Here is a 16,724-nt window from a genome sequence, read left to right as displayed (position 1 = left end):
ATGTGAGGGGAAGCGGGAGCCGATGTCCGAGCTCGAACGGCTGACGGCACGGCTGGCGGCCGTGCTCCCGCCGGACGCCGTCATCACCGACCCCGTACGGCTGCGCACCTACGAGTGCGACGGATTGACCGTCCATCGGGCGACCCCCGGTGTGGTCGTGCTGCCGGACGGGGCCGAGCAGGTCGCCGCGGTCGTACGGCTGTGCGGCGAGCACGGCGTGCCGTTCGTCGCCCGCGGGTCGGGCACCGGCCTGTCGGGCGGCGCCCTCCCCCGCACGGACGGCGTGCTGATCGTCACCTCCCGCATGCGGCGGATCGTCGAGATCGACATCCCGAACCGGCGGGCCGTGGTGGAGCCCGGGGTGACGAACCTGGCGATCACCGAGGCGGTGCGCGACCAGGGGTACTACTACGCCCCCGACCCCTCCAGCCAGCAGGTCTGCTCGATCGGCGGCAACGTCGCGGAGAACTCGGGGGGCGCGCACTGCCTCAAATACGGCTTCACGGTCAACCACGTGCTCGCCGCCGAGATCGTCACGCCGGACGGGGACATCGTGGAGCTGTCCGCGATGGACGCCGGCTATGACCTGCTCGGCGCGTTCATCGGCTCGGAGGGCACGCTCGGCATCGCCACCAAGATCACCGTACGGCTGTCGCGGGCGCCGGAGGCGGTCACGACCCTGCTCGCCGCCTTCACCGGCATCGAGGCGGGCGGGCAGGCCGTGTCGGCGATCATCGCGGCGGGCGTCGTGCCCGCCGCCATCGAAATGATGGACGCGCTGGCGATCGAGGCGGCCGAGGCCGCCGTCGACTGCCGCTACCCCGCGGGGGCGGGAGCCGTACTGGTGGTCGAGCTGGACGGCCCGCGCGCCGAGGTGGAGCACCAGTTCGCGGCCGTGGAGCGGATCTGCCGCGACAGCGGCGCCTTCGAGATCCGGGTGGCCGCCTCCGCCGAGGAGCGGGCGGCCATCTGGAAGGGCCGCAAGTCGGCGTTCGCCGCCGTGGGCCGGATCAGCCCTGCGTACATCGTGCAGGACGGCGTGGTGCCGCGCACCGCGCTGCCGCGCGTGCTCGCGGGGATCGACCGGCTGCAGGAGGAGTTCGGCATCCGGGTGGCGAACGTCTTCCACGCGGGCGACGGCAACCTCCATCCCCTCGTGCTGTTCGACGACTCCGTGCCCGGCGAGGCCGAGCGCGCCGAGATCGTCAGCGGGCGCATCCTCGACCTGTGCATCGAGCACGGCGGGTCGATCACCGGGGAGCACGGCGTCGGCGTGGACAAGGCCCGCTACATGCCCCGGATGTTCACCGGCGACGACCTCGACACCATGCAGCTCGTGCGGTGCGCGTTCGATCCCCGGGGGCTTGCCAACCCCGGCAAGGTCTTCCCCACGCCGCGCCTGTGCGGCGAGGCGCCGGGCGTGCGCAAGGGCGCCCATCCCCTGGTCGAGGCCGGTCTGGCGGAGCAGTTCTGATGAGCGAGCGGGACGTCAGGGACGCGCTGGAGGCGACGGGTGTGGCCGTGCGCGGGGCCGGCGACGAGGACGAGGTGGCGGGCGTTCGGCCGCGCTGGGTGGCGCTGCCCGAGTCGGCCGAGGAGATCGCGGCCGTGATGCGGGTGTGCGCCGCGCACGACCTGGCCGCCGTCGCGACCGGCGGCGGCACCAAGCTGCACTGGGGCGCCCCGCCGCGCCGCTGCGACGTGCTCGTCGACCTGTGCTGCATGAACCGGATGATGGAGCACGCGGCGGGCGACCTGGTCGTCCGGGCGCAGGCCGGGGTGACCGTGGAGGCGCTCGCGCGCGCTCTCGCCGAGGAGGGGCAGGAGCTCGCGCTCGACGTGCCCGTGCCGGGCACCACGGTCGGCGGACTGCTGGCCACCGGCGTCGCCGGGCCGCGCAGGTTCCGCCACGGCACGGCCCGCGACCTGCTCATCGGCGTCACGGTCGTGCTCGCCGACGGCACGATCGCCAGGTCGGGCGGGAAGGTCGTCAAGAACGTCGCCGGATATGACCTCGGCAAGCTGTTCACCGGCTCGTACGGCACGCTCGGGATCATCGCGGACGCGACGTTCCGCCTCCATCCCCTGCCCGCCGCCCGCGCCTGGGTGACCGCGACCGTCGAACGGCCGGTGACCGTGACCGTCGAGCCCTACGTGTACGAGGGGAAGACGCTGGAGACCACATCCACGGGCGTCGCGGCGTCCCTGCACGCGGCGATCCCGGCGATCACCGAGTCGCCGCTGGAGCCGAGTGCGGTGGAGGTGGACTGGCCCGATGTGGAGGGGCCCTGCACGGTCGCGGTCCTGGTCGAGGGCGCCGCCGCGGCCGAGCGCGCCAAGGCGCTGTGCGGGCTGATGGGCGAGACGGCGGAGGTGACCGAGGAGCCACCACCGTGGTGGGGACTCCTGCCCGAGCCGCCGGCGCCGGACCGGCCACCCGGGGGCACGACGAACGGAGGCACGGGCAGCGAGGGCACGACGAGCGGAGTAGCGGGAGAGGGCACGGGGAGCACCGGCGGCGGGGAGATCCTGCTGGAGGTCAGGAACATCCCCTATCGGCTGGCGGGCAGCTTCGTCGGCCCCTTCGAGGCGGCCCGTGAGGCGGGCGTGCGCGCGTCGGTGCGCGGCTCCCTGGCCGCGAGCGTCCTCCACGTCGCCCTGCCGCCGGACACCGAGCCCGGACGGGTCGCCGCCTTCACGAGCCAGCTGCGCGACCACATGGAGACCGACGGCGAGGGCCGGGTCGTCGTGCTCGCCGTGCCGCCCGAGGCCGGTCGCCGCCTGGACCGGTGGGGGCACGTCGGCGCGCTCCGCCTGATGCAGCGGGTCAAGGAGCGGTTCGACCCCGATCGCCGGCTCTCCCCCGGCCGTTTCCCGGGAGGCATCTGATGGACCCCGAGCTGATCAAGGACTGCGTCCACTGCGGGTTCTGCCTGCCCACCTGCCCGACGTACGTGCTGTGGGGCGAGGAGATGGACTCCCCGCGCGGGCGCATCCACCTCATGGGGCAGCACGTCGAGGGCACGCCGGTCACCGGCGCGATGGCCGGCCACTTCGACGCCTGCCTCGGCTGCATGGCGTGCGTCACCGCGTGCCCGTCCGGTGTGCGGTACGACCGGCTGATCGAGCAGACCCGTGCGGTCGTCGAGCGCGAGCACGTGCGCCGCCCCGACGAGCGCGCGATCCGGGCGCTGGTGTTCGCGTTGTTCCCTTACCGGCGCAGGCTGCGGGCGATGCGGCTGCCCATGCGGCTGATCAGGCGCCTGCAGTCGTTCCTCGAGGAGGTTCACCCCTCCCTCGGCGCGATGGCCGAGCTGGCCCCCGCCGTCCCCCGGCCCGTACGGCTCCCGCCGCTGGTGCGGGCGAGGCGGCGGCGCAGGGCGCGGGTCGGGCTGCTCACCGGATGCGTGCAGGGCGAGTTCTTCCCGCAGGTCAACGCGGCGACGGCCCGGGTGCTCGCGCTGGAGGGCTGCGACGTGGTCATCCCGCCCCGGCAGGGCTGCTGCGGGGCGCTGTCGCTGCACTCGGGCCGCGAGGACGAGGCGAAGAGGTTCGCCCGCCGCACGATCGAGACGTTCGAGCGGGCCGGTGTGGACGCCGTGGTGGTGAACGCGGCGGGCTGCGGATCGAGCATGAAGGACTACGCCGAGGTGCTGGCCGGCGAGCCCGGCTGGGCGGCCCGCGCCGAGGCGCTGCGGACCCGCGACCTGGCGGAGTTCCTGATCGAGCTGGGCCCGGTCGCCGAGCGCCGCCCGCTGCCGCTCACGGTCGCCTACCACGACGCCTGCCATCTGGCCCACGCCCAGGGCGTGCGCGCGCAGCCGCGCGAGCTGCTGCGCGCGATCCCGGAGCTGGAGCTGCGGGAGATCGAGGAGTCCGCGATCTGCTGCGGGTCCGCGGGCACCTACAACCTTCTCCAGCCCGAGGCGGCCAGGGAGCTGGGCGACCGCAAGGCCGAGCGGGTGCTCGCCGCCGGCGCGGACGTGCTGGTGTCGGCCAACCCGGGATGCACGATGCAGATCGCGGCCGCCGTACGCAGGGCGGGCAAGGGGGAGATCCGGGTCGCGCACACGGCCGAGGTGCTCGACGCTTCGCTGCGCGGTCTCGAACCCGGCATCCTGGGATGGTCCCCCCGTCAAGGATGACACCGCCGAGGAGGAGGATGCCGTGAGCGTGCAGAGCGTCGACCGGGCGCTGGACGTGCTGGAGGCACTGTCCGAGCATGGCGGTCAGGCCGGGCTGTCGGAGATCGCCGCCACGACCGGCCTGCCGTACGGGACGATCCACCGGCTGTTACAGACGCTGCTGGCCCGCGGGTACGTCCGGCAGGAGTCCGACCGGCGCTACGCTCTCGGCGGCGCGCTCGTGCGGATCGGCGGCGTGGCCGAGCGGATGCTCGCCGTCTGGGCCGAGCCCTATCTCGCGAGGCTCGTGGAGCTCTCGGGCGAGACCGCCAACCTCGCGGTGCTGGAGGGCGACTACGTCGTCTACGTGGCCCAGGTGCCCTCGCCGCGCAGGCTGCGGATGTTCGCCGAGGTCGGCCGCCGCGTGCTGCCGCACAGCACGGCCGTCGGCAAGGCCCTGCTGGCCGGGCGGGACGACGCGGAGGCGGTGTTCCGGCGCACCGGGCTGCCCCGCCGTACAGACCGGACGATCACGTCGGTCGGCGAGCTGCTGGAGGAGCTCGACCGGGTGCGCGCCCAGGGGTACGCGCTCGACCTGGGCGAGGAGGAGAGCGGGGTCCACTGCATGGCCGTGCCGGTCCACGACGGCGGGCGGGCCTTCGCGGCGATGTCGGTGTCCGGGCCGGCCGAGCGCATCGACGCGATCGACCGCGAGGAGCTGGCCGCGATGCTGCGCAAGGTGGCCGAGGACTTCGGCGCCGCCGTCCTCCACCCCTGACCGGTCGCGGATCGGTCAGTATGGGGTCATGTGCCGAAGCATCAAGACCCTGCGCCCGCCGTTCACCGACGAGGTGACCGAGGAGGACATCCGGGCGGCGGCCCTGCAGTACGTCCGCAAGATCTCCGGCTTCCGCGCGCCCGCCGCGCACAACGCCGAGGCGTTCGACCGCGCGGTCGAGGAGATCGCGCAGGCCAGCACGGCGCTGCTGGCCTCCCTCCAGGTGCGCGGCTCGGCCACCCGATAGCCGGTCAGACGTTCCCTGGCGCCCGGTAACCGCTCCAGCGTTCCCGGCCCGCCCGGTGGTTGCCGCTCGTCCGCCGAGTCACCGCTCAGATGTTCTCCAGCAGGGCGATGAGGTGCTTGCGGCTGTCGTCGTCCAGTTCGTCGCTGCTCCACCGCTCCCGCAGCCGCAGGGTCGCGCCGCCGTAGAGCACGAGTTCGGCGTCGAGCGGGATCCGCTTGCCGATCCGGACGCTCTCGATCTCCTCGAAGGCGACGAACCGGTTCCGCTCGGCCAGGCTCACCGCGGTCGTCGTGCCGAGCAGGTCGCGCATGCGCTGCCGCCCGTTGTCCGACTTGCCGGGGTTCGCGACCAGGACGATCCCGGTGGTCAGCACGAACAGGTCGTGTTCGGCCCCGTCCACCCGCACGTTCGCCAGGCCGCCGACGACGGCGGAACCGAAGGTGCTCGGGGCCGTGTCGGCCGGTGCTGCCCGGCGGATGTCGACGCCGAGCGCGGACAGCTCCGCGAGGGCCGCCCGCAGGCCGTCCGGACTGACCGCGAGCGTCGCGATCTTCCCCAGCGGCAGCTCGTCGCAGCGTACGCCGCGGAAGCGGGCCGGGCCGCTCCAGGAGTGCCACCACCGCGCGACGCCGGACCGCAGCGCGGCGAGCCTGAGCAGGGTCTCCAGCGGCTCGGCGAACAGCGGGCCCACCTCCCGCCGGGTGGCGGTCGGGAAGAAGGGCTGCGCGATCGTCGTGAGCTGCCCGGCCGCGATGGCGTCGATTACGTCGGCCAGCCCCACCGCCGGTTTGCCGGTCGTACGGGCGATCATGCGGAGGATCGCGTCGGCGTCGCGCTGGAGCTGCTCGGCGAGGGCCGTCGCGGTGAGCTCGGGCCAGGTCAGCAGGGTGCGCTCTTCGCTGTCGATCGCCACCTGCTGCAGCGCGCGCCCGGCCTCCGCGATGTTCGCGAGCATCATCGCCGCGGGCCGGGTGTCGAGCGGCGCCGCCGTGCGGGGCGCCGCCGCGAGGGCGGCGAGCCGTTCTGACAGGGGCGGGTGCGTGTCCCATCTGGAGCGCTGTCGTCCGGCTCGCGGGCGCGCAGCTCCTCCAGCTCGTCCCGGCGCGCCTCCACCAGCGCGCCGAACCCGGCGAACAGGTCGGCTGGGGCATATCCGGACTCCCAGCCGAGGCGGACGTACTGGTCCAGGAAGAATTCCCAGGCGGCGGCGAGGACGCGGATCTCGCGCAGCGCACTGACCGCCGCGTCGGCTCCCGCCGCCCGGGCCGAGGCGAGGTCGGCCTCCAGCTCCTGGCGACGCGACCCCGCCCGGTCGACCAGGAGGTAGAGCCGGGCGTACGCGAGGAAGAGCCAGCCCGCCGGGTTGTTCGGCCCGATGCGGTCCAGGGTGTGGGCGATCACCAGCCTGCCCCGGTACGCGGGCACGGACAGGCGGGTGTGGCGTTCGGAGTAGTGCCCGAGCTCGTGCGCGAGCACGGCCCGCATCTGTCCGACCGTCATGGTCTGCAGCAGCGGCAGGCCGACGTAGAGGCGGCGGCGTCCCCCGGAGAGCCCCAGAAAACGCGGCTCCTCCTGCACGGCGGCGTTGACCTCCGCGGTGAGCCAGATCTCCTCGGGCATCCGGGTGCGCGCCTCCGCCGCCAGCTCGCGTACGGTCGCCCACAGCATCGGCGCCCGGTCGGCAGGCAGGAGCAGGCCGCGCGCCTTCTACCTGAACGTCTGCGCGTCGGTACAAGGCGTGCAGGACCGGGCCGACGGATGGATCGCGGCCGAGCGGGAGTCGACGCTGCCGCTCCTGGTGAAAGGCGCGCACGGAGTCAGGTGGGCATGGGAGGCGCGCGGGGCCACGGGGTGGGGCGGGAGGAGACGCTGCGGCGCTTCCACGCGGCGACGAGCCGGCACCCCTGGCACCTGCACACCCACTCCCAGATGCTCCAGTGGCTGTGCGCGAAATGGTTCGGCAGCGAGGAGGAGATGTTCGCCTTCGCCCGGCGGGCCGTGGCGGACGCGCCTCCCGGCAGCCCGCTGGGCGGGCTCGTCGCCGAGGCGCACCTGGAGAAGTGGCTGTCGCTCGACAGGGGCGATGACGATGTGTACATGACGCGTCCCTACGTCAGGGCCGAGTTGCGCGCCGCCGCCGACCGCTCCGTACGGCATCCGGCCTACCGGCGGCGGCCGGGCTGACCGGAGGACCACAACGTGTTCGCCTGCGCCTTCGCCCTGGCCGGCGACCACGTCGCGGCCAAGGAGCGCTTCGAGGCGTTCGGAGATCTGGTGACCGCGATCCCCTGGCGCTATCTCGGCGATCCCGGCGCGATCTGCGGGAGGCTGCGCCGGGACGCGTTCGCGTACGCCTAGGCCACCCGGCAGGGCAACCGGATTCCAAGCGGACGTCAAGTGGCGGGCGGGACAGTGTCCGCATGGGCGTCATCTCCGGTTTCCGCCCGCCCGGCCGGTCCGACGAAGCAGGGCGAAGCGGGACGAAAAGCGCGACGGCGCGCACGGAGGCGATCGCCTGCCCGACTTGGACGCTTTGCAGCGAACAGGAAGCGTGTCACGATAAATGATCACGACGTTTGCGAGGGAGAGGGGGCGGAGCATGCCGCCTGCGATCGTCGGACATGAAGGTCCACTTGCCGGTCAGCGTTTTCCGATCGACGACAAGCCGATCACCTTCGGCCGCAGAGGCGACAACAGTGTGGTGATCACGAGCGAGCGGGCCTCGCGCTTCCACGCGGAGCTGCGCCGCGAGGCCGAGGGCTACGTGCTCCTCGACCGGGGCAGCAGCAACGGGACGCTGGTCAACGGCACGCGTGTCACCAGGCATGTGCTCCAGCCCGGCGACACGATCGCCATCGGAGGGGAGACGTTCCGCTTCGAGGCGTTCGACGACTCCGTGACGGTGCTGAACACCTCTCTGATGCAGCGGTTCCGCCCGTCGGCGCCGGACGTCGAGCCGGAGCAGGTGTTGCACGTCACCGTCTCCGGCGGCGGGCCCGTCGGGCTGGCCTTCGCCCTGCTCCTCGACCACCTCATGGGGCAGCGCGCCACCATCACGATCTACGACGGCCGCTGGACCATGGACGGCTCGCGCGTCGTGTGGAAGAACGCCAGGCAGGGCAACAACCGGCGGCAGCAGGTCGTGACCGTGCAGAGCCGCCAGTATCTGAACCTCCCGGAGGACGTCCAGCAGCGGCTGTTCACCGAGGGGTCCTACAGCGAGATGTGGCCGGCCGGTCCGGACTCCATCCGCGGCTGCGGCCCGCGGAACATCCGGATCGCCCACATCGAGGACACCCTGCTGGAGATGGCGAACGAGAGGTCCGCCCGCATCCGCCTGGTGCCGGAGAAATTCGACATCGCGGAGCGCCAGGACACCGTGGCCAAGGAGCACGTGCTCGCCATCTGCGAGGGAGGACGCTCGCGGACCCGCGAGCACTTCACCGACAGGTTCGGCCGGGCCGACGAATCGATCTTCTCGCTCGACGGCCGCCACCTGCAGGACGTGGTGCTGGGGATCCGGGTGAAGTCCAGCCTGCCCGACCCGGCGATCGTGCTGCTGACCGTGGCGCAGAACCGGTTTCTCCTCAACTCCCTTCGCGGCGAGGGCTTCCTGAACATGCGGCTCACCGACGACGAGGCCGCGGAGGTCGTCGGCATCGACCCCGTACGGCACGTGTTCGAGGAGTGCGTCGCCTCCAGCCCCTGCCTGATGGAGCGCACCCAGGACGGGGACTTCCACTGCTCGACCCACCACACGCTGTTCCTGCCCGCCCTGATCAAGGGATCGGCGCTGTGGAAGCGGGCGCAGGAAGGGCTCGCGCTCTTCGGCATCGCCGACGGCGACGTGAGCGCGGTCACCGCCTTCCGGCTCGACATGGTGCAGCGGCCGCGGTTCACCGCCCGGTTGTTCTCCCCCACCTCCACCACTCCCGGGACGTACGGGTTCCTGCTGGGCGACGCGGCCAACGCGATCCACTTCTGGCCGGGACGGGGCCTCAACAGCGGCCTGGCGTCGGCCATCTCGCTGGCCAGGTCGCTCAACCGCAACTGGCGCGGCAGGCCGTTCCGCGACGCCGACTTCGTACGGCACGAGGCGGCGATGTCGATGCTGCAATATCGGCACAAGAGCCGCGCGTGGAACGCGATGGTGACCACCGACGAGCAGGGGGTCACCCGAGCGATCAAGGACACGATCGTGCAGGGCATCGAGGAGGGCAGCGCCGCCCCGGACCGGGAAGCGGACATCGAAGCCATGATGGAGCGCCTGCGGCAGATCCGCGACCGCCTGTCACCCCGTGTGCCCGGCATGCCCGACGACGCGACGCTCCTGCGGCACCTGAACGCACTGAGCAGCGAGACGTTGCACACCCTGCTGGTGAGCGGAGCCTGGGAGACGCTGACGGTCGGCGGCGAGGAGGTCGACATCGACATCTTCGACCAGCCGGTCGCCGCGGCCTCCGCCGCCGCACCCGAGGGGGCGCTCGTCGCACGGCAGGCGGACGGGCAGAGCGGGCGGCCGGTCGGCTGACGTCGCTGCGCGAAACCCAGCCGCACGAAACCAACTGCGTGGAAAACCACTACGCGAAACACGGAACCGGCCCGGGCCGTCCGGCGGAGTAGAGGCGAGAGGCGCGACAGCGCCCACGAAAGGATGGCCTCTATGAACGGACAAAACGGGTAGTGAGGGCGATATCTGGCGATCTGCGCTACCCCTCGGTAGCCCCGGCTCACGAACCCGGTGGCTCCCGTGACGGCACCGAGCCAGGTCCCGGAGCCGGTTCCGGAGCCGGTTCCGGAGCTCTGACCCGGCCGTACGACAGCAGGCCGTACCAGGCCGCACTGGACGGGGCCGAACCGCGCGCCGCCGATCCCCCCGCCGCCGGCCCATACAGCGCCCGGCCGCACGACGCTCGACCGCACGACGCTCGACCGCATGACACTCGACCGCATGACACTCGACCGCATGACACTCGACCGCATGACACTCGACCGCATGACGGCGAGCCGAGCGACGCGCGGTTGATCGAGGCGTCGCTGACCGCGCCCGAGCGGTTCGCGGGCGTCTTCGACCGGCACGCGGACGAGATCCACGCCTACGCCGGTCGCCGTCTCGGACCCGAGCACGCCGACGACGTGACGGCCGAGACGTTCCTCGTGGCGTTCCGCAAGCGGCACCGCTACGACGCCTCGCGGCCGGACGCCCGGCCCTGGCTGTACGGCATCGCCGCCAACCTCATCTCCGGGCACTGCCGCTCGGAGATCCGGCGGCTGCGGGCGCTCGCCCGCGCGCCGCGCGACGCCGACGAGCGCGGCCTCCACGAGGAGGAACGCGGAGCGGAACGGGCGAGCGCCGCCGTCCTGCGGCCCGCCCTCGCCGCCGCGCTGGCCAGGCTGTCGACCGCCGAACGCGACGTGCTCCTGCTGGTCGCCTGGGCCGACCTCTCCTACGAGGAGGCGGCCGAGGCGCTGAAGATCCCCATCGGCACGGTCCGCTCGCGCCTGCACCGCGTGCGTGCGAAGCTGCGCCGCCATCTCGACCTTCCCGAGGAGAACCTGTGATGACCGACGAGATCGACCTGGTGGCGCGGGAACGGCCCGACGTCGCCCCCTACTCCCTGGCGGCCAAGGCGGCCGTGCGGCGGCGGCTGACCGACCCGGCGAAGCGTCCCGTCCGTCCCCGCCCGCGTCCCTACCTGTTCCTGGCGGGCGGGACGGCGCTGCTCGCCGCGGCGGGCGTCACCGCCGTCATCACGAGCCCGGCGGAGCCGGAGCCCCGGCCGGTGGCGGTGAGCGCCGGGGTCGTGAGCCTGCCGAAGGTGTCGAACATGTCGGCCGAGGAGGTGCTGGGCAAGGCGGCCCGCGCGGTGACCGACCTGTCCCTGCGCGACGACCAGTTCGTCAAGGTCAGCTCCCAGACGATGTACGAGGCCGACGTGGTCGGCGAGGACAAGAAGCAATCTCGTTACCTCTACCGGACGAAGCGGACGATCTGGCTGTCGGCCGACGGCACGAGGGACGGCGCGCTGAAGGTCGAGCATCTGGAGCCCCGGGCGTACCCCGGCTGGCCGATCCCGCCGGAGGCGTACCAGCGGAAGGGCACCGAGTGGATGCGGCTCCCTGCCTGCAACAGCGTGCGGGACACCGCCTACACGAACCTGAAGAAGCTGCCCACCGACCCGGAGGAGATGCGCGCCTACCTGTACGGCCGGCCGCGCGGCGACAACCCGCCCGACACCGGCGCGTGGACGGCCGTCGGCGACCTGCTGCGGGAGACGTACGTGCCGGCACCCCAGCGCAAGGCGCTGTTCAATGCCGCCGCCACGATCCCCGGGGTCACGGTCGACGAGAGTGTCGAGGACGCGGCCGGACGGACCGGCATCGGCGTCGGCCGGGTCTCCGGCGGGGTGCGCCAGGAGATCATCTTCGGCCCCTCCAGCTATGAGCTGCTCGGCGAGCGCGGCATCGTCGTGGACGAGAAGGAGGCGAAGGCGCCCGTCGGGAGCCTCGTGGCCTCGACCGCCCAGCTGGAGGTCACGGCCGACGACACCGCGCCGAAGGTGGACGACCCCGCCGCCGGCTGCGACTGACCCCGCACGCCGCTCGATCCCGCGGTGTCGCGAATCGAGCGGCGATGCGGAGCCCGGTAACGCGGATCGCACGGAGGGAGCGGCACAAGGTTCGGGCGGGGTTCGCCCCCCGCACGCCCGGAGTGCCCGGGGGTGCCGGGGGTGCCCCCGCCCATCACCCCACGCACCGCTCGATCCCGGAGTGACGGGGATCGCGAGGGGTTCGCCCCCACCGCCTTGCGCGCCCGGGCTCCCCCGCCCACCGCCCGGCGCGCGGTGGATGCCCAGGGCCCGGCGGGTGTCCGGGGCGCGGGGGCGTCCGGGGCGCGGGGGTGTCCCGGGCGCCCGTCCGGGGCGCGCGTCCGGGCGGAGATTTGTCAGTGGTGATCTCTAGCCTCCGGCACATGACAAACGCGACGCAGGCGTATTGCTACGCCGCGCCTTCGATGCTGGTGGACGGGCGTCTCGGGCTCTCGACGTCCGGGGGCAGGGCCCTGAGCGGCCCCGCCGTTGCGCCGAGGTTCTTCAGCGGGGTGGTGACCCAGGCGGCGCCCGCGGCGGCGGCGCTGCTGGGCGTGGCCGACGTGGCCCTCACCCGTTATCACCAGCCGCGTCCGGGGTGGACCCGCGATCCTGTCGTCACGTGCGGCGGCGACCGGCTGCGGCTCGAGTCGTTCTCCGCCTGCGGCGGTGTGTACGCCCGGCTGGACCTGCTCTGGGACGCACTGGACGGCGAGGTGTTCGACCGGGGGACGACCAATGTCGACGTCAACGGCCCGCTGCGGGAGGCGCTGGCCCGCGTGGGCCCGCGCGACCCGCTGCACCTCGGGGTCGGCGCGGACGAGCTCACGGTGACCACACTCGACGGCGCGGTGGTGGAGAAGAAGGTGCCGCTGCCCGAGCGGTGGCTGCGGGGGTTCGCCGAGGTTCAGGTGATCGCGGCGCGGATGGACCTGCGGGCCGAGCTGCCGGGGATGAGCGCGGTGCGGTTCCTGCGGTCCCTGCCCAAGCGGGCGACGGCCGACCTGTGGGTCGCCCCGGCGGGCCGCGATCTGCGCGTCTCGGACCGGCCCGGCCCCGGATCGGTGTGCCTGTCCGGCGTGGGCCGCCTGGCGACGCTGCTGCCCCTGCTGCGCTTCGCCCGGGGCCTCAAGGTGTACGGCCCGGCGTCCCCCGGCGGCCCGGCGTCGAGCGCGTGGGAGCTGGAGCTGCCCGGCATGCGCTACACGCTGGTCCTGTCACCCGAGCGCTGGCGCGGGTTCTCCGGCGAGGGCGCGGTGCTCGCCGACCTCGCCACCGACGAGGCCGAGGCCGACGCCGACGTGGTGGGGATGCTGCTCAACTTCGAGCCCGAGGTGGAGATCGGCCTGCTGGCCGACCGCGCCGGGCTGTCGCCGACGCGCGTGCGCGCCGCGCTCACCCAGCTCGGCACGGCCGGGCGCGTCGGCTACGACCTGTCCGACGCGGCGTACTTCCACCGTGAGCTTCCCTATGACCGGGAGCACGTGCGGCACCTCAACCCGCGGTTGACGTCCGCGCGGGCGCTGGTCGCGGCGGGCGCCGTGGAGGTCACGGGTGACACGGCGCGCGTACGGACCGACGGCGGGCTGCGGGAGGTCGGCCTGACCGACGGATCGTGCACCTGCCCCTGGTGGTGGGACCATCGCGGCTCACGCGGGCCGTGCAAACACGTGCTCGCGGCGAGAATCGCCGCGCGATCCGTCACGGACGCCGACATGCGGACGGTCGTGGAGACGAGCCCGGAGGCGGCACGATGAGCGCCTGGCAGGAGGTGCGCGACCTCATCACGGCGCGTGAGACGAAGACGCTGGCCGACCGCGTGATCGCCCTCACCGAGGCCGAGCGCGCCGAGGTGGCGAAGCGGCTGCCGGGCTTCCTCACGGAGATGCGCGACACCGCCATGCAGATGGCCCGCGAGAGCGAGCGGGGTCAGGGCCTCGACGACGAGGACCCCTGGCTCGCCTGGGAGCGCCGCCGCACGGTGCGGGACGCCCTCTCCGAGTTCGGCACGGTCCTGCGGATCGCGGGCGCGGGGACCATCTCGGGGCCCGCCGCCGCGGCGGCGTGGCTGACCCGCCGCGAGCTCTACCCGGAGTGGGCGCCGGCCCCGAGCCAGGCCGAGGTGGTCCGGGTGCTGGTCACCCGCCCGGCCGAGTGGCAGGCCGACGTGGCGGCCCGGCTCGCCCTGAAAATCCGCAGGCCAGGCGACGATCGGATCGCCCCGCTGGCGCTCGCGCTGCTGCGGGCCTCCGGCATCACGCCGCCCGCGCACGACATGCTCGTCGTCGCGTGGCTGACGGGCGAGGCGGCGGACGACGATCCCCTGCTCGGCCCGCTGCTGCCGCGGATCTTCCACGCCGAGGGCGCGGGCCGCGCCCTGCGCGAGGAACGGCTCACGCCGACGCCCACCCGGTGGTTCTCCCTGGTCCAGCGGCTGCTGGAGGCCGGGCGGGTGTCGCGTGCGGAGCTCCTCGACGGCTGCGTGAGCCGGTTTCTGCGCGGGGGCAACGCCGCGGACCTGCGCTTCTTCGTGCGCCTGCACGGACTGGTCGGCCCCACGCCGCAGGAGGCGGCCGAGCGGGCCCGTGACTACCTGCGGCTGCTCCCCGCCGCCCCCGGTCCGGTCGCCGAGCTGGCCCTCACCCAGATCAACCGCTGCGGCCTCCACGACGACGCCGACGTCCAGGAGGCGATCGAGGCGCTGACCTTCAGGCCCGAGGCCAAGCTCGCCCGCGCCGGCCTGACCCTGCTGGACCGGGAGGTGCGGCGGAGTCCCGCTCGCGCCGGCGAACTCGCTCCCGCGCTCGTCACGGCGTTCGCCCACACGTCCGACGACGTGCGGCGGCGAGCCGTACGGATCGCGCTCAGGCACGCCGCGGCGCTCGGTAGGGACGCCAAGCCGATCGCCGAGGCGGTTCCACTGCTGCCCGCCGATCTCGGCCGGGAGCTCGCCGCGGTGTTCGGCGGCGAGGTCGCGGCCGAGGAGACGCCGGAACCGTTCACCCCCGCGCCGCTGCCCGTCTTCCCCGAGCCCGGCCCGTTCCCCCTGCGGGCCGTGGATTGGGCCACAAGGGCACCGTACGGGTGGGAGGCGTGCGAGCAGTGGCTCGCCGATTTCGTCGAGCGGGTGGGCAGCGATCGGGCGGCCCTGCGCGAGGCGCTCCTCCCTGCCTTCGGGGACTACTCCCCCCATCTGTACGACATGGAGTGCTGGCTCGATCCGGACGCCTGGATCGCCGCCATGGCGAAGGAGGTGATCACTCCCGGCACCGATCCCGGTGTGCCCGATCCGGAACCCGTCGATCCCTGGGCGGGATCGAGCTTCTCCGTGAGCGTGAGCGCCGTACCGCCCGACGAGCCGGAGGGCCACGATCACGAGCCGGACGGCCATGCCGGACCGGAGGGGCACACCGCACCGGACGACGCTGCCGCACTGGACGGGCACCCCGCGCTGGGCGAGCACCTCACGCTGGGCGACCATGCTGGGCGGAACGCCCCTGCCGCGCTGGACGGGCATACCGCACCGGACGACGCTGCCGCACTGGACGACCCTGCCGCACTGGGCAGGCATCCCGCGCTGGACGACCCTGCCGGGCCTGCCCGGCTGGAAAACGAAGGCGACGCGGAAGACGAAGACAGTGCGGAGGGCGAGGCCGCGCCGGAGCCGGCCTTCGGCAATCTGCCGGAGCACGTCCGGGAGGAGATCTTCCGCCAGATCCGTGAGCTCGGAGTCTCCGCCGAGCGGGTGGCGGCGATGCGCGACGGCCTGCCCGTGCCTCCCCGCGATCCCGCCGAGCCGGACTTCCGCGTGGGGATCACGTATTTCGGCTTCCGGCCGCTGTTCGGCAAGCCGGAGGAGCCGGACCCCGCGGTGGAGTTCCGCCGCCGCGCCCGGCTGCCGGAGCCCGCGCGCGTCTCCCCGCCGCACATGTTCCTGCTGCACCGGCTCAGCGAGATCTACCGGGCGCTCCAGGATGGGACGCTGCCTCCCGTCCTGCTGGCGACGCCGACGGTGACCACCGGGCACCTCGATCCCGGCGTGCTGGTGGACCGGCTGGAGCTGTGCGCCGCCGCGGGCACGGAGCCGCTGCCCGCCGACCTGCAGCAGGCGTTGCTACGGCTGCCACGGGGGGCGCACCCGGTCGCGGCCGAGCGCGCCGCACGCGTGGGATCGGAGGCGGCGTCGGCCGTCGGCGGCTGGCTTGCCCGGGGCGGCCTGCCCGATCCGGAAGCCGGGGTGAAGTGGGGCTACGTCGAGGGTGCCCATGAGTACCTGTTCGAGGAGCGCGACCCGGTGCACGTCGAGCGGGTGCGGCTGGTGCCGCTGCTGCGAGCGGAGCCGACCGGGCACCCTCTCATCGACGAGTTGCTGCGCGAGCCGTCGAAGTGGTGCTGGGACGATCACGGATACGCCATGGAGTGGTGGCCGTCGATCCTTCCGTCGCACCGCGAGGTCGTCTCCGTCAACTACCTGCCCCACCTGCTCTATCAGTGGAACCATCCAGGGGTCTATCCGCCTCATCTGAAGGGCGTGGCGGACGCCAACGGCCCGATCGGGGACGCGACCTCGCTCATCCTGGCCTACTTCCTGGCCACGAGCCACCCCGGCTCGGTGCCCCTGCTGCTGCGGATGACCAGCCGGGGAGCACTGGACGCCGAGGCGGTCGGCCGTCAGATCGCGCTGCTGATCCGCCGCACCAGGCTCGAGCCCCGTCCGGTGCTCGCGTCGCTGCGGGAGGCCGCGCATAAGGGGGCGCACGAGCAGGTGTGGGAGATCGTGCGGACCCTGTTGCCCGGCCTGCTGCCCTCCACCGGGGAGCGGCCGGCCGTCGCCCACACCGAGGCGGTGAGGTTCGCCGCCGACGTGGCCGTCTGGGTGGGCGCCCGCGGCGAGATCCCGGCGGTGTCGGCGCACGCCGCCACCGGCCGGGCGAGCCGCTTCGCCCGGGAGTGCGCGCGCCTGCGCGACCTGCTCGCCGGATGAC

14 protein-coding genes are annotated in these 16,724 nt (G+C 73.4%); 12 read left to right on the top strand and 2 right to left on the bottom strand.

Annotation, left to right across the window (positions count from 1 at the left end; genetic code table 11):
* Positions 1 to 22 precede the first annotated feature (22 nt).
* The 5 genes from HCK04_RS29115 to HCK04_RS29095 are packed head-to-tail and all read left to right on the top strand — an operon-like array spanning position 23 to position 5,149.
* A complete protein-coding gene (locus HCK04_RS29115) occupies positions 23 to 1,474 on the top strand; it encodes an FAD-linked oxidase C-terminal domain-containing protein (protein WP_142650575.1) in 1,452 nt (483 codons plus the stop codon).
* On the top strand, positions 1,474 to 2,889 hold the full coding sequence (locus HCK04_RS29110; RefSeq protein WP_142650574.1) for an FAD-binding oxidoreductase: 1,416 nt from the start codon (positions 1,474 to 1,476) through the stop codon (positions 2,887 to 2,889). Before HCK04_RS29115 ends, HCK04_RS29110 begins: the two co-directional genes overlap by 1 nt.
* Positions 2,889 to 4,145 carry a heterodisulfide reductase-related iron-sulfur binding cluster gene (locus HCK04_RS29105; protein WP_142650573.1) on the top strand — a complete coding sequence of 419 codons (1,257 nt, stop codon included), beginning with the start codon at positions 2,889 to 2,891 and terminating at the stop codon, positions 4,143 to 4,145. Before HCK04_RS29110 ends, HCK04_RS29105 begins: the two co-directional genes overlap by 1 nt.
* A gap of 22 nt (positions 4,146 to 4,167) precedes the next feature.
* Entirely contained in the window at positions 4,168 to 4,902 is a 735-nt protein-coding gene (locus HCK04_RS44360) for an IclR family transcriptional regulator (RefSeq protein WP_142650572.1), read from the top strand.
* A 28-nt stretch (positions 4,903 to 4,930) separates the two neighbouring features.
* On the top strand, positions 4,931 to 5,149 hold the full coding sequence (locus HCK04_RS29095) for a DUF2277 domain-containing protein (RefSeq protein ID WP_142650571.1): 219 nt from the start codon (positions 4,931 to 4,933) through the stop codon (positions 5,147 to 5,149).
* Between the two features lie 85 nt (positions 5,150 to 5,234).
* Here HCK04_RS29095 and HCK04_RS29090 read toward each other — a convergent pair whose 3' ends face one another.
* Together HCK04_RS29090 and HCK04_RS29085 are read right to left on the bottom strand one after the other, a co-directional pair.
* Positions 5,235 to 6,107, bottom strand: a complete 873-nt coding sequence (locus HCK04_RS29090; protein ID WP_142650570.1) for a hypothetical protein — start codon at positions 6,105 to 6,107, stop codon at positions 5,235 to 5,237.
* A complete protein-coding gene (locus tag HCK04_RS29085; protein WP_142650569.1) occupies positions 6,104 to 6,817 on the bottom strand; it encodes a M48 family metallopeptidase in 714 nt (237 codons plus the stop codon). The genes HCK04_RS29090 and HCK04_RS29085 overlap by 4 nt, the downstream gene beginning before the upstream one ends.
* A gap of 159 nt (positions 6,818 to 6,976) precedes the next feature.
* Between HCK04_RS29085 and HCK04_RS29080 the strand changes: the two genes are divergently transcribed.
* The 7 genes from HCK04_RS29080 to HCK04_RS29050 all read left to right on the top strand — a co-directional run bounded on the left by HCK04_RS29080 (position 6,977) and on the right by HCK04_RS29050 (position 16,723).
* Positions 6,977 to 7,333 (top strand): hypothetical protein, encoded by a 357-nt coding sequence (locus HCK04_RS29080; RefSeq protein WP_142650568.1) that lies wholly within the window; start codon positions 6,977 to 6,979, stop codon positions 7,331 to 7,333.
* Positions 7,334 to 7,348: 15 nt separating this feature from the next.
* Positions 7,349 to 7,507 carry a hypothetical protein gene (locus HCK04_RS29075; RefSeq protein ID WP_168066348.1) on the top strand — a complete coding sequence of 53 codons (159 nt, stop codon included), beginning with the start codon at positions 7,349 to 7,351 and terminating at the stop codon, positions 7,505 to 7,507.
* A gap of 241 nt (positions 7,508 to 7,748) precedes the next feature.
* Entirely contained in the window at positions 7,749 to 9,680 is a 1,932-nt protein-coding gene (locus HCK04_RS29070; RefSeq protein WP_142650567.1) for an FHA domain-containing protein, read from the top strand.
* A gap of 491 nt (positions 9,681 to 10,171) precedes the next feature.
* Positions 10,172 to 10,711 carry an RNA polymerase sigma factor gene (locus tag HCK04_RS29065; RefSeq protein ID WP_185949054.1) on the top strand — a complete coding sequence of 180 codons (540 nt, stop codon included), beginning with the start codon at positions 10,172 to 10,174 and terminating at the stop codon, positions 10,709 to 10,711.
* Positions 10,711 to 11,739 (top strand): CU044_5270 family protein, encoded by a 1,029-nt coding sequence (locus HCK04_RS29060; protein ID WP_142650566.1) that lies wholly within the window; start codon positions 10,711 to 10,713, stop codon positions 11,737 to 11,739. Before HCK04_RS29065 ends, HCK04_RS29060 begins: the two co-directional genes overlap by 1 nt.
* Positions 11,740 to 12,122: 383 nt before the next feature.
* A complete protein-coding gene (locus HCK04_RS29055) occupies positions 12,123 to 13,496 on the top strand; it encodes an SWIM zinc finger family protein (RefSeq protein WP_142650565.1) in 1,374 nt (457 codons plus the stop codon).
* Positions 13,493 to 16,723, top strand: a complete 3,231-nt coding sequence (locus HCK04_RS29050; RefSeq protein WP_142650564.1) for a DUF6493 family protein — start codon at positions 13,493 to 13,495, stop codon at positions 16,721 to 16,723. Before HCK04_RS29055 ends, HCK04_RS29050 begins: the two co-directional genes overlap by 4 nt.
* Position 16,724 lies beyond the last annotated feature (1 nt).

Origin of the sequence: Microbispora sp. CL1-1, assembly GCF_012034195.1 — a bacterium.
GTDB lineage: Bacteria > Actinomycetota > Actinomycetes > Streptosporangiales > Streptosporangiaceae > Microbispora.
The sequence above is the reverse complement of the archived record's forward strand: the minus strand, read 5'-3'. Positions and strand labels throughout refer to the sequence as shown.